The following is a 13,334-nucleotide window of genomic DNA, read 5'->3' on the forward strand; positions in this document are numbered from 1 at the left end:
GTCTCATTAACGTCGCTCCCTTCGCGGGAGCGTGGATTGAAATTCTTTACCAAGTGGCTGAGCACCTGGGAAGAACAGTCGCTCCCTTCGCGGGAGCGTGGATTGAAATTTGTACGTGTACTGCTCTTTCGTAAAGTAGAAATGTCGCTCCCTTCGCGGGAGCGTGGATTGAAATAAATCAGAAAGATGAATTGCAAAAATTACTAGAGGTCGCTCCCTTCGCGGGAGCGTGGATTGAAATCTTAGATGACATTTCGCCATTATCTTCAAGGTGATACGTCGCTCCCTTCGCGGGAGCGTGGATTGAAATTACAAAAAGGTCGACGAAAAAATGAATGAGGCACAGTCGCTCCCTTCGCGGGAGCGTGGATTGAAATTTTGTTTAAGATATCTTTCAAGCCATCAAAGCCTTGTCGCTCCCTTCGCGGGAGCGTGGATTGAAATTGGGATGCGTCGAATCACCAAGCCTTATGTGAGGTCGCTCCCTTCGCGGGAGCGTGGATTGAAATTTAGTCCGTTTGCCCGCGTCCGCCTTAATCTGCGTCGCTCCCTTCGCGGGAGCGTGGATTGAAATAAGTTTCTCTTTCTCTCGTTGACGCTTCTGCGCGTCGCTCCCTTCGCGGGAGCGTGGATTGAAATTGTTTTCGCAAGCCGTGCGGCTTAGTTGTAAGGTGTCGCTCCCTTCGCGGGAGCGTGGATTGAAATGTAAACAGTCGATTGGCTACTTATATCGTTTGTTAGTCGCTCCCTTCGCGGGGGCGTGGATTGAAATACTATTGATTCGCTTGCGAACCCACATCCGACCAGTCGCTCCCTTCGCGGGAGCGTGGATTGAAATTTGTCATGAGGTTGCAGGACTTCCACAGGAATCAGTCGCTCCCTTCGCGGGAGCGTGGATTGAAATATAACTAATTAGGAGGTAGGCCATGAAACTGTACGTCGCTCCCTTCGCGGGAGCGTGGATTGAAATTAAACCGCGTCACGCTAGCCGAGTACAGGCAGTTAGTCGCTCCCTTCGCGGGAGCGTGGATTGAAATTTATTGACTACCCATCCGGTCCCCTCAAGCGTGGCGTGTCGCTCCCTTCGCGGGAGCGTGGATTGAAATAATTTACCGGAACCCTTCCACTTAGGCGTTACCGTCGCTCCCTTCGCGGGAGCGTGGATTGAAATAGAGTATCTGGGCGTCTAACCAACTTCGAAGTAGAAGTCGCTCCCTTCACGGGAGCGTGGATTGGAATTCAGTTAGCCCATACTCTTATTTGGGCGATGTTGCGTCGTCCTCTTTGCAGAAGTGTTAGCGAAGATTGATAATGCGAATGAACTTCCTAGCCTATCTAAAAATAGATTAAGAAGATTTAATTGGTGCGACTTTATAAAAGTATCAATGTATGGGGCATAGAAAAATTAAGAATAATAAGCTATCTATTTACTAGTAATGTAAACGGATGGCTCTTTTTGTACTTCCACATTAATCCGGAAGTAAGATGATTTTATCTAGACAGCAATCCAAGGTATAATTTAAGTAGATGAAAACGTTTTAATCTAACTTTAGGAGGGAGCCATGAATAAGCGACAGATGCATTTGTTGGATTATTTACTTAAGCAGACCGACTATATGGCTAGTACCCAGATTGCCCAGCTCTATGGCGTATCAGCCAAGACAATTTATCATGATTTGGCTAAGCTTAATGAGGCTTTAGCACCGCATGGCTTAGCCATAGAAAAATCACCTCGTAATGGGGTACGTTTAGACTTAAGTCAAGCTGATGAGGCGAGGTTACGGAGCCTGATTAAAGACTGGCAGCAAGCAGATCAGTGGGAAGCTTATGGTCCTGACGACCGTGAGCGTCATTTACTTAAGGGCCTATGTTTGGACTCAGGAGGACTTGATTTAGAGGATTTAGCAGACCAACTTTATGTGTCCTCTGCGACCCTGAACCGCGACTTGAGCCGTTTAGGGCCTCGTTTCCAAGCTTGTGGATTAATACTGGTTCGTCAAGATGGCCGCCTACAAGTTCAGGGACGGGAGTCAGCTATCCGTCAATGTCTACGAACTTATCTACAGGAGTGGCTCTATCAGATGGCAGAGCCTATTCGGGACTTAGTGGTCTTTTTCCCAGCGGAAGATATTGCCCTCTGCCAGCAGGCCTTGAATCAGTTAAGTCAGACTTATCAGCATGATTTCACGGCAGATTATTATCTCTTGCTCTTACTAGAATGTTTGATTATCCGACGTCGAGGCCAGTTAGGCCAGGTCCTTCAAGTTCGAGCAAAGGAATTGGTCCGCGACCTCAGCCACCTGGAAGTTTACTTCTTCGCTGGTGAGCTCTTGGAGGCAGTGACAGGCCAAGCGCTAGTGCAGCTATCAGCTATCGAAATCGAATCTCTAGCCTATACCTTATTGGCGGTAGGTTTCAAGGTCCAAAGCCCCGACTATGAACGGGAATTGCGTCAGCAAGTCCAGGCCCTGATTCAACGGGTTTCAGACTTTCTCAATGTAGACCTAAGTCAGGATCAGCATTTGCTAGCTATGCTAACCAATCATATGTCTTCAATGATTTTCCGCTTACGACATCATATGCATGTTACCAATCCAGCCTTAGACGAAATTAGGAAGCAATACTTAACCTTATTTAATATCGTCTGGCTGGCTTTGCGGGATTTTGCTGAACACTATGATATGGAAGTGCCGGATGAGGAGTTGGCTTTCTTGGTCATTCATTTTCAGATTGCCCTGGAGAAGGTCCAACGACCTCTAACCATTGTGGTAGTATGCCAACATGGTCTAGCAGCCTCTGAGCTGATTCTAGCCAAGTTACAGCGGATTTTCAGACCCTCGGATCGCCTTCTCAATCTTAAATGGCAGGAGTTAACTGATATGGATTGGCGTGGCGTGGATTTAGTTATTTCCTCTCTCGACTTAAAGGAAGAGCTGCCGGTACCCGTCCAGCGAGTAAGTCCGATTATGACTCGAGATGAGCTCGAGCAGATTCGCCATCACTACGACCAGTTAACCTCCGGCCATCATCAGATGGTCAAGGCGCTCAGACGCGAGCCTAGCTTCCATGTGGCCGGTTTAGCGGAACTGCTTCAGACGCCTGACCATGTTCAGTTGTCAGCCAACAACCAAGACCAGGCCTTAGAGCTAGTCTTGGCGCAAGCCAGCCCCCAGAATTTAGCTAATCCAGCCTTTGCCCAGTCGGTTTATGAACGAGAGCAAATGGGAGCTACTAGCGTCTACACAGGTGTGGCCTTGCCTCATAGTGATCCTAAGACCGTCACTCACTCTGAAATCGTCCTAGTCTCGTTAGACAAGCCAGTTAGCTGGGGGCAGAACCAAGTCAAGCTCATCTTCCTAATTGCAGTAGCGGAACGAGATATGAAGCTATTCAAGGAGAGCCTGATAGCCCTCTATGCCCTAATTGAAGACCAAGAATTAATGAACCAACTCAGTCAATGCCAGGATGGAGCCAACCTCAAGGCTCGTCTATTAGAGGAAGTGAATATCAATGTTAGATGAGAATATCATACAGTTCCAAGTCAGTGGCCTTAAGACGAGAGAGGAGGTGTTAGCCTATCTAGGCCAAGTCATGGTGGATTGCGGTGTGGTTTATGAATCCTATCCAACAGCAGTCTTGGAACGAGAGAAGATTTTTCCAACGGGCCTCCAGTTTCAGGATTATGGGATTGCCATCCCCCATACGGATGTGGAGCACGTGAAGAAAGCCCAGTTAGCCATCATGACGCTAGACAAACCGGTAGAATTCTACCAGATGGGAACCTCAGATGTGGTCGTACCTGTTCAGGTAGTTTTCATGCTCGCTCTTAAGGAGGCCCACCAGCAACTCACTTTACTGCAAGATTTGGTAGCTCTACTGCAGGATAGTCAAGCTATGGCAGCTATCTGTCAATTGCCTGATCAGCCTGAATCCCAGGGAGTTCTGCGTATGATGCTTGCCCAACACGGAATTTTATAGTCGTTTTTTCCCATTCAAAGGAGGAAGTAAGATGTTAGACTTGTTTAAAAGCTTCGTTGATTTAGGCGCTATTGTCGTCTTACCTATTTTGATTTTTATCTTTGGGGTTGCTTTGGGGACCAAGCCTAAGAAGGCCCTAGTCTCTGGCATTATGGTCGGGATTGGTTTTGTAGGCTTGAACATGGTTGTTGACCTTCTGGGCGGGAGCTTGGGCCCTGCCGCGCAAGCTATGGTGGAACGTTTTGGTTTGAACTTGACTACGATTGATGTGGGCTGGCCAGCCGCCGCAGCTATTTCTTATGGGACCCTCTTAGGGAGTTTATCCATTCCAATTGGGATTGGGATTAACTTGCTCTTGCTCTTCTTAGGCTTAACCAAGACTCTCATGGTGGATATGTGGAACTTCTGGCACGCAGCCTTCGTAGCTTCTTTGGTTTATGCTGTGACCCAAGACTTCTCACTCGGTCTCTATGCGACTGTGACTTATCTGGTCATGATTTATCTCTTGGGCGACATTATTGCACCAGCTATTAAGAAATTTTATGGTTTCCCTAATATTACCTTCCCTCACGGGACCTCAGCGCCAGGCTTCTTAGTAGCCATCCCCCTCAACTGGCTTTTTGACCGGATTCCTGGTTTTAACAAGATTGAAGCCGATCCTGAAACTATCCAAAAACGCTTTGGGATTTTTGGAGAATCAACCGTATTAGGTTTAATTATCGGGATTATCATGGGGCTCTTGGCCAGCTATGAAGTAAAAGAAGTCCTGCAATTAGGGGTCAAGATGTCGGCCGTTATGGTCCTCATGCCTCGTATGGTTTCCTTGCTCATGGAAGGCTTGACGCCTATCTCTGAAGCAGCTAATGACTTTGTGCAACGCCGCTTCCCAGGCCGAGAAGTCAACATCGGGATGGACTCTGCTTTATCCGTAGGCCATCCAGCTGTCTTATCTTCTTCTCTCTTGCTAGTGCCCATCACCATTCTCTTAGCAGTTATCTTGCCAGGTAACCAAACTTTACCATTTGGGGACTTAGCAACTATTCCATTCGTTGTCTGCTTGATGGCAGCCGTCTTCCGGGGCAATATTGTCCGGACGGTTGTAGGTGGGACCATTTATATGGCTAGCATTCTCTATGTGACTTCATGGGCTGCCCCATTAGTTACCAAAGCTGCTCAATCAGCTAACTTCGACTTAGGTGGCAACACCAGTGTAACGGCTATGGCAGAAGGTGGACTCTGGCCAACCTGGCTCTTCATTTTCGCGGGCAATCATATGCCTTGGGTCATCTTAACTTTAGTACTTCTGGTTTCGCTAGCAGGTCTCTACTATGTCAATAAGGTACGCAAATCCTAGGAAGGAGTAAAAGCAATGAAGAAACTCTTAATTATGTGTGGCTCAGGTATTGCCACTTCTACGGTTGTTGCAGGTAAGGTCAAAGATTGGTTGAAAGCAAATGGTTATAGCGATTCTGTCCAAGTATTCCAATCCAAGGTGGCCGAAGAGGTTAACCGAATTGATGACTATGATGTGGTGATTTCGACGACAGTGGTGCCAGATTCTATCAAGGACAAGGTGATTATGGGCTTGCCACTCTTAACCGGCATGGGATTGGATGCCCTTTGGTCAGACCTCAAGTCTCAGTTGGAGGCTTAATCAGAAAAATCCTTATGGACCTTAAGGAGGGAACTTTATGACGGTTGATTTCAAAGGCAAGTTCTTTATCTTTAATCCCAAATCCTATCTCTACGGAGAGCACTTACTGGGAATGGCGCGGGTAGCCGATCAGTTAGCCCTGGATTACCCAGACATTGCGGTGGTTTTGACCTGCCCCTATGCTGATCTCTATCGAGTGACTTCCCAGACTCAACATGTGATTGTTTGTGCCCAGCATCTGGATGGTATTGAACCGGGCAGAGGCATGGGAGCAGTCTTGGCAGACTCGCTCTATGCCGCCGGGGCTCGGGCCACCTTCCTCAATCATGCGGAACATCCATTGAGCTCGGCTCAGTTAGTGGCCTCGGTTAAGCGAGCCCATGACTTGGGAATGGCGACCATTGTTTGTGCGGACTCTTTAGACGAAGCGCGAGCCTTGAGTCTTTTAGAGCCGACGATTATGCTCTGCGAGCCAACCGAGTTGATTGGCACCGGCCAAACCAGTGATGACGCTTATATGGCGATGACCAATCAAGCAGTGAAGGCTCTCAGTCCCCATACTTTGATCATGCAGGGAGCGGGCATTATGACGCCTGAGGATGTCTATCGGGCGATTCGCTCCGGTGCTGATGGGACGGGATGTACCAGTGGCATTGTCAAAGCCCCCAATCCATCCCAAATGCTTAAAAACATGGTGGCTGCAGTGGACCGAGCCATGAAGGAGGGCTAGCTGATGGCAGTTTATAATCAGGAATTTAAGGTGGCTAGTCAAGCCGGACAAGTCTCCTATGTAGATATTACGGAGACGGTTAAGAATGCTGTAGCGACAAGTGGCATTCAATCTGGTATTGTCACCATTGTCACGGCCCACACGACCTGCGCTATTCTCTATGAGGAGTACACACATGACGTGGACGAGCATGGCAATGAGTGGTTACATCTGGACCTCAATGATGCGCTAGAGAAGATTCTGCCGCCTCATACTAGCGCTCAAACTTATCGCTATCCAGGTCCGCTACATTATGCAGAAGTGGAATCCTGGCCGGATGTTGATGACTGGTTGCCGGGTGGTGATCGCAGCCTACTATGGAATGGCGATGCCCATCTCAAAGCAACCATCATTGGCGCCAGCGAGACCTTTGCAGTCGTGGATGGTCAAGTAGCGGTTGGTCGCACAGGCTATTTCTATCTAGCGGACTTTGACCAAACCCGAGAACGAGTGCGTAAGTATCGTGTTGTTGTAATTGGAGAATAGGAAACCTATCGCATAAAAAAGAGACTGGATTTATTAATATCCAGTCTTTTATTTGATTTCTAAATCCAGTTGTGTTGAGCTGCCCAATCTTGATTTACCACAAAAACTTGATCTTGGCCATATTCAGGGGCCCGCTCAGCTACTTGCTGGTAGAGAGCCTCATCAAAGTCTAGTCCCAACAAGCCAGAAGGGGTGTAAAGGTAGAACAATTTGTCTCCTTCAGGGTTAAGTCCGAAGTAGAGGTCAACTAGGTCAATAGGTAGGCTGTTGGTTTGTTTTAAGACCTGCTTGACTGCCTCCATAATACGATCATCATAGCCGGCAGTGAAGATGGCTACTTTCTCCATGAAGTCCAAGGGATTGGTCACTAGGCGGACTTGATAGTCGGCATAGTTAGGGCCGTAAGAGGCGACCGTCTCGGGCAATTGCTTGAGGAGTTGAGCGGCTTCCACTTCGTTTGGCTGGTAGTGTATTCTGACCTTGCGAACGCGGTCTTCGTAGAGGGTAGGGTAGAGGATGCGTTCCTGCTTTTGACACTTCTGGCAGCTAAAGGTCGCCCAATCACCAGAGATAATGCGGTCGCGCAGAGGGGGCTCCATATCGCCAGTCACAAGCAAGAGAACTTCGAAATCTTGGACATGCTGGCAATAAGGGCAGGCCATTTGGACAGTATCACGAACAATCATGAGGACAACTCCTTCGAATTTAGTTTAGCAAGATTACTTTACACTGTTAAGTTTACAGCTGAATGATGTGACTTACAAGTCGGGTATGATGGAGTAGAAGTGCGAGTGTTAGCTTCTCTTAGGTTTCTTGATGGCGCCACTTACTTGGGTTGACGCCAAAAAATTTCTTGAAACTCGTTGAGAAATTAAATGAGTTGGTAAAACCGACGGATTCGGCGATATCCTGTATAGAAGCAGAGGTAGTGGATAAGAGCTCGCTCGCCATCTTAAGACGATATTGGAGAATGAATTGACTAGGAGAGAGTGATAGTTCTTTCTTAAAGAGTCGGCTAAAGTGGCTTCGGTTTAAATTGCAATGATCAGCTAATAGCTCTACCGACAGAGCTTCATTATAGTGGTCGTGTATATATTGGATCGTTTCTCGAATGTAGAAGTTTTGAATATCATGGCGACTATCCGGACTGTAGTAGCGAGAGTTGATTGCTAACTGTTCTAGGAAAAGATAGAGATGACCAATTAGGAAGGTATCAGCCTTGGTCGAATTCTCTATGATTGTCATCAGTGAAGTTTTGATCTCGGGATGGACGTTAGGTTTTTTGGGATAGTAAATTAGATTTTGGCGAGAGAGGCCTGCGGATTTAAGATAATGCTTGGCCTTTAAGCCGTTAAATTCTATCCAAGCATAGGTCCATGGAGTATTTAAATCTGCTTGATAGCTACAAATTGTATGAGGTGGAATTAAGAAGCCTTGTCCAGCACTTAGCTGAGTTGAGTGATTTTCTTCGTTCAAGTAAAAGGTTCCCTTGCCTTCCAGTATATAGTGAAATAGGTACCCATTAACAGTTGTTGGCCCAAATGCCTGGAGCGACTTACAACTCTCTCTCCCAAATTGAACAGGGTAGAGATCGACGCTACTTTTGTTATGAAAGACATGAAACTCTTGCAAGTAAGCCAAATAGACCCCTCCTTAATTAGTTGCAATATCTTTAGTAAGGTGACAATACTACGCAAATATAAAGAGAAAGTGTCACCTAACTAAATTGTAACCGCTATCCAACTGGAATACAATAGAAATGTACAATAAATCAGAAATTTCTTTAAAAAGGGGGGCAATAATTTATTAGTTTGTCATCTGCTGATTTTAATTATCTATTTTGAGGAGGAGTATTAATGAAAAAGTGGTTGAAATTTGCTGCCCCTACATTCGCGAGCCTAATCCTAGCTAGCGCGATTGTGCCTACTGTTTATGCAGAAAAGGAAGTCTTAGAATTCTATCATGGCTATCATCAAGATGAATCCGAATGGCCAGTCGCTAAGATCATGCGCGACTTATTCGATGAATTTGCTAAGGAACATGCGGATGGTGAGGTAGAATTTAAACCTATTCCAGTATCGGGAAGTCTTGTAGATATAATGAATAATAAAGTAGCGAGCGGTGCATTCCCTGATATTATTGACTTAGCTGGGCAATCCCTGTCTTTGGCAGCTATCGAACAAAATTTAGTCATGGATCTTAAACCTTATATTGATGAGAAGAAACTTCAAGATAATGTGGGGCTTAATTATACACAAAATATGGTAGACGGAAAACTCTACACAGTTCACGACCAACTTTTTACGATGGGTTTGTGGTATAACCAAGATATCTTTAAGAAGGCTGGCGCCAAGGAACCTCAGGATTGGGTTACTTGGAAGGACTTTACTGAAGCGATGGCAAGCGTTCGGAAGATCGATGGTATCTATGCCTATGGTGCAGGAGAAACATCTATTCGGCTTCTCAACACCTATTTAGGAATGTCGGAAGAAGGGCGAGCTCTTTTGAATCAACCTTTAACCAATGAAGCGATTGATTCTCCTGCCTTTACTGATGCCTTAACTGCAGTTATGACAGAAGTAAATGCCAATGGGTCGACTCATGCAGGGGGGACAGCAGACGTTTATTCGGCTGATTTCGCTCAAGGTAAGTCCGCCGTCTTTATTAATGGGGTGTGGGCTGCTGGTGGTATGAAAGACAATAAGGCTTTACAACCAGGACTCTACCCTGGTGGCGTGGCAATTAGTGCCGCAGGCGGAGGGATTACAATCTCTAATCAATTGTCAGAACCTAAGAAGAAATTAGCATTAGAATTTCTAGAATATATGACGAGTGAAAAAGTCCAAAAGGTTATTTTCGAAAAAGTAGGTGCTAATCCCGCGAACAGTAAGGTAGATATTGACGGGATTGTTAAAGCAAACTCTGACCCAACCGTACAGATTTTGGGTAAGGCACTAAAACAAGTTCATGGAGCCAATCAGACGGTAACTACTATTGCTAATGCATGGGGTGGGGACGTTAAAGATGCTCTTATTAATGCCCTCACCGAAAGTGCCGCGGACGGGGTTAATATTGAACAGAAGGTTCAAGAAACTAAGGATGTACTTAAGGCCTTAATTAATTAGTCAAGTGGTCTGAGTTCTGGCTCCTCTACTATGAGGGGCCTCCCCTCAGACTTAAATAATGTCATAAAGGAAGTGAAGACGATGCCTCAAACCGTCACGACCTTGAAGAAGAGGCAGAATCAGAGACGGCGCTTTATTTTTATCTGTCTCTTGCCAACCCTTATCTGTTATGCCGTCTTCTATCTGTATTCTATTGTGACAGTCTTCGTGTCATCATTTATGAAATGGGACTACAGCAATCTTAACACGCCTAGATTCCTGGACATGTCACATATTTTCGACAACTACCGTTACATTTTTCAAGATTATCCCTTTTTCAAAGAAGCCTTGACAAATTCACTTATCTGGGCAATAGCAGGTGTGCTTGTGCAGGTTCCTTTGGCAGTACTGGTTGCGTTAGCACTCTCAAAGAAACTGAGAGGGTGGAAGTTGGTTCGTAATATTTACATCATACCTTCCGTAATTTCGAGTGCGGCTATGGGCTTAATTTTTCTACAGATTTATAATCCAAACTATGGGATTGTCACAAGTCTTGTTAAAATTATAAATCCTAACTTTACCGGCGCCATACTACTGACTCCCGGCTGGAATCTGGTAGCGATGACTTGCGCTTATATCTTCTTTGCTGGAGCCTCTTGTATGATGGTATTAGGTCAAATTTTCTCTGTTCCTCAAGCTATTTATGAAGCGGCTATGTTAGATGGGATAAGTGGCTGGCGACGGGAATGGTATATTACGCTTCCTATGATCAAAGATACTATTAAGACGATTAGTGTGTTAGCAGCAACATCAGGTTTCTTACTTTATAACGAGGTCTACTTCCTGACTCGCGGTGCAGCAGGGACTAAGTCGATTAGTTATATCATTCGGGATTTAGCAGTTGGAAGCTCCCGCACACAATACGCTAGAGCTAATACTATTGGTGTCTTCCAAATTGTAGGTGGTATGTTAATTATTTTGACTATTAATTTAATTTTCAGAACTCCTAAGAAACAAGCGAATCGCTTGAAGGCAGCCATGTCTAATGATAAAGGAGGAAAGTAGCATGTCTAAAGGAATGTCCAAGTGGGGCAAGATACTTGTCTACTCTTATATGCTCTTAACCTGCGCTATTTCTCTTTTACCTCTAGTTTGGGTATTTTTATCTTCTTTGAAAACAGATCCAATTGCTGAACATGGATTTAGCTGGCCAGCATCTCCAACGGTAGATGGCTATATTAATGTTTTTACCAAACTACATGTTCTGGATTACTTCTGGAATAGTTTCAAGGTGGTTTCCGTCTCCGTACTATTGAGTATTTCCATGATATCGTTATCTGCCTATGTAATTGCACGAATGGATTTTAAGGGAAAGGGTTTAGTATCTGCGATGATATACTCGACGCTCTTTATCCCCGCGACGGCTATGACTTTTCCTATCTATAATTTAGTTAATAAATTGGGAATCTATAATACACCCATGGCCTTAATTTTCGTGTATACTTGTAGTGGTATTGCAATGAGTTTCTTCATTATCCGTAATTACTTCTCGATTATTCCGAAGGAAATGGAAGAGGCGGCTGAAATTGATGGATGTAGCTACTTCCAAGTCTTTTGGCACGTAATGTTACCAATTGCTCGCCCGGGTATTATGACAGCAGCAGTTATTGCTTTCATGAATAACTGGAACGAATACTATTGGTCATCTATGTTACTGATAAAGTCTGAATCACTGACAGTACCTGCCCTGTTAGGCCAGTTTACAACAAGTTTTAATACTAACTATAATGGTCTCTTCTCGGCTATTGTCGTTATTATTTTGCCACCGATTATTCTATTCGCTTGTACGAGCAAATACTTTGTTGAAGCACTAGGTGGCGGGGCAGTTAAGGGATAGCCTCGACTTAAAGATTTTAGGAGGACACAAAATGAAGTTATCATCTATCAACCTTGGAGGTGGGCGTTCATGACCCAGACTCTGGCTCAAATTATGGAACGGACTCAATGGTTCCGTCAGGCGCGTTTTGGCATGTTCCTACACTGGGGGCTTTACAGCATTCCCGCTCGAGGTGAGTGGGTCTACAGCCATGACCCAGGAATCGTGGAAAGATACCCTAGCTACCTAGATTGCTTCAATCCCGAGGGCTATCAACCTCAGGAATGGGCACGCCAAGCCAAGGCGGCAGGCATGCAGTATATGATTCTGACGGCTAAGCATCACGACGGTTTCTGCCTCTTTGATAGTCAGTGGACGGACTACAAGGCGACTAATACCCCTTGTGGCCGTGACTTGGTAGGGGAATTTGTCGATGCTGCACGTGCTGAAGGACTCAAGGTTGGCCTCTATTACAGTCTCTTAGACTGGCACCACCCTGACTATCCACATGCGGGTGACCCTTATCATCCCCGCAAGCACCAAGCTGCTGATCCAGGCCAAGATTTCAATCGTTATGTTGAATATATGCACTGTCAGGTCGAAGAATTAGTGACCCAGTATGGCCGATTGGATATCCTCTGGTTTGACTTCTCTTATGGTCAAATGTGTGGTCAGGCTTGGCGGGCCCAAGAATTGATAGAGCTCGTGCGGGGGCACCAGCCTTGGATTTTGATTGATAATCGTTTGGAGACATCTGGCGAGGGCTTTGGTAGTATTGTCACTGAGACCATTAGCGACTATGCTGGGGACTTTGTCAGTCCTGAGCAAGTGGTGCCACATGAGGGCATCCGTAACGAAGCCGGAAACTTTGTGCCTTGGGAACTCTGCTTGACTATGAATAATAACTGGGCCTATCATGCCAGAGACCATCACTATAAATCATCGACGACACTGATTCATAAGTTAGTGGAGTGCGTAGCTAAGGAGGGCAACATGCTCCTCAATATCGGGCCAACCGCTCAAGGGCGGTTCCCAGCCGAAAGTCAGGCCATTCTGCGTGATTTTTCTGACTGGATGGATTTACACTCGGAAAGTATCTATGGCTGTGGCTATGCAGATCTGCCAAAGCCTGACTGGGGCTACTATACGCGCAAAGGGCAGACCATCTATGCCCATCTCTTCGAGCAACCGATTGGGCCCCTTTATTTGCCGGGCATTGACCGCGATCAAATCAAGCGGATTTCTTGGTTGAATGATGGCTCAGAGCTCCAGGTCTCGGACAGTTGGAATATCAAGGCCTTTCCAGGCTTGACCTTCGTCCAAATGGGGGAAGTGGAGCACTATACTTATCTCCTACCTAACCAGATTGATGCCGTGCTGAAGATTGAATTGAAGGATTGAAAGGACATAGAGGCTAGGTAAAACTGGCCTCTTTTTTATGCGCATATCACTAGCACTGAAGGGTCC

12 protein-coding genes and 1 CRISPR repeat array (1 of these 13 cut by a window edge) are annotated in these 13,334 nt (G+C 45.9%); of the genes, 10 read left to right on the forward strand and 2 right to left on the reverse strand.

The window, feature by feature from the left end:
- A CRISPR array of direct repeats spans window positions 1-1,239; the repeat unit is 32 nt; unit sequence GTCGCTCCCTTCGCGGGAGCGTGGATTGAAAT; it begins 1,128 nt to the left of the window's first position.
- 323 nt (window positions 1,240-1,562) lie between these two features.
- From ACO53F_RS05095 to ACO53F_RS05120, 6 genes are read left to right on the forward strand one after another with little or no spacing between them, the layout of a single operon-like run.
- Entirely contained in the window at window positions 1,563-3,521 is a 1,959-nt protein-coding gene (locus tag ACO53F_RS05095; protein ID WP_485137561.1) for a BglG family transcription antiterminator, read from the forward strand.
- Window positions 3,511-3,978: a PTS sugar transporter subunit IIA gene (locus ACO53F_RS05100; RefSeq protein WP_485137562.1), complete on the forward strand. Its 468-nt coding sequence runs from the start codon at window positions 3,511-3,513 to the stop codon at window positions 3,976-3,978. Before ACO53F_RS05095 ends, ACO53F_RS05100 begins: the two co-directional genes overlap by 11 nt.
- A gap of 31 nt (window positions 3,979-4,009) precedes the next feature.
- Window positions 4,010-5,332 carry a PTS galactitol transporter subunit IIC gene (locus ACO53F_RS05105; protein ID WP_485137563.1) on the forward strand — a complete coding sequence of 441 codons (1,323 nt, stop codon included), beginning with the start codon at window positions 4,010-4,012 and terminating at the stop codon, window positions 5,330-5,332.
- Between the two features lie 15 nt (window positions 5,333-5,347).
- Window positions 5,348-5,632 (forward strand): PTS sugar transporter subunit IIB, encoded by a 285-nt coding sequence (locus ACO53F_RS05110; RefSeq protein WP_023391217.1) that lies wholly within the window; start codon window positions 5,348-5,350, stop codon window positions 5,630-5,632.
- 37 nt (window positions 5,633-5,669) lie between these two features.
- Entirely contained in the window at window positions 5,670-6,362 is a 693-nt protein-coding gene (locus ACO53F_RS05115; RefSeq protein WP_485137564.1) for a triose-phosphate isomerase, read from the forward strand.
- A gap of 3 nt (window positions 6,363-6,365) precedes the next feature.
- The gene (locus tag ACO53F_RS05120; protein WP_485137565.1) at window positions 6,366-6,887 is read left to right on the forward strand and encodes a YjbQ family protein; all 522 of its coding nucleotides are present in this window, start codon (window positions 6,366-6,368) and stop codon (window positions 6,885-6,887) included.
- A gap of 59 nt (window positions 6,888-6,946) precedes the next feature.
- On the opposite strand, the gene ACO53F_RS05125 is transcribed toward ACO53F_RS05120, so the two are convergent.
- Together ACO53F_RS05125 and ACO53F_RS05130 are read right to left on the reverse strand one after the other, a co-directional pair.
- Window positions 6,947-7,573: a CpXC domain-containing protein gene (locus tag ACO53F_RS05125; protein ID WP_485137566.1), complete on the reverse strand. Its 627-nt coding sequence runs from the start codon at window positions 7,571-7,573 to the stop codon at window positions 6,947-6,949.
- A gap of 118 nt (window positions 7,574-7,691) precedes the next feature.
- Window positions 7,692-8,528, reverse strand: coding sequence for a helix-turn-helix domain-containing protein (locus ACO53F_RS05130; RefSeq protein WP_485137567.1), 837 nt, complete (start codon window positions 8,526-8,528; stop codon window positions 7,692-7,694).
- Window positions 8,529-8,743: 215 nt separating this feature from the next.
- On the opposite strand from ACO53F_RS05130, the gene ACO53F_RS05135 reads away from it, so the two are divergent.
- From ACO53F_RS05135 to ACO53F_RS05150, 4 genes are all read left to right on the forward strand, one after another.
- Window positions 8,744-10,012 (forward strand): ABC transporter substrate-binding protein, encoded by a 1,269-nt coding sequence (locus ACO53F_RS05135; protein WP_485137568.1) that lies wholly within the window; start codon window positions 8,744-8,746, stop codon window positions 10,010-10,012.
- Window positions 10,013-10,093: 81 nt separating this feature from the next.
- A complete protein-coding gene (locus ACO53F_RS05140; RefSeq protein WP_485137569.1) occupies window positions 10,094-11,056 on the forward strand; it encodes a carbohydrate ABC transporter permease in 963 nt (320 codons plus the stop codon).
- Window position 11,057: 1 nt separating this feature from the next.
- Window positions 11,058-11,888 (forward strand): carbohydrate ABC transporter permease, encoded by an 831-nt coding sequence (locus tag ACO53F_RS05145; protein ID WP_485137570.1) that lies wholly within the window; start codon window positions 11,058-11,060, stop codon window positions 11,886-11,888.
- Between the two features lie 69 nt (window positions 11,889-11,957).
- Window positions 11,958-13,268, forward strand: a complete 1,311-nt coding sequence (locus tag ACO53F_RS05150) for an alpha-L-fucosidase (RefSeq protein WP_485137571.1) — start codon at window positions 11,958-11,960, stop codon at window positions 13,266-13,268.
- Window positions 13,269-13,334 lie beyond the last annotated feature (66 nt).

This window comes from Abiotrophia sp. (assembly GCF_057275535.1).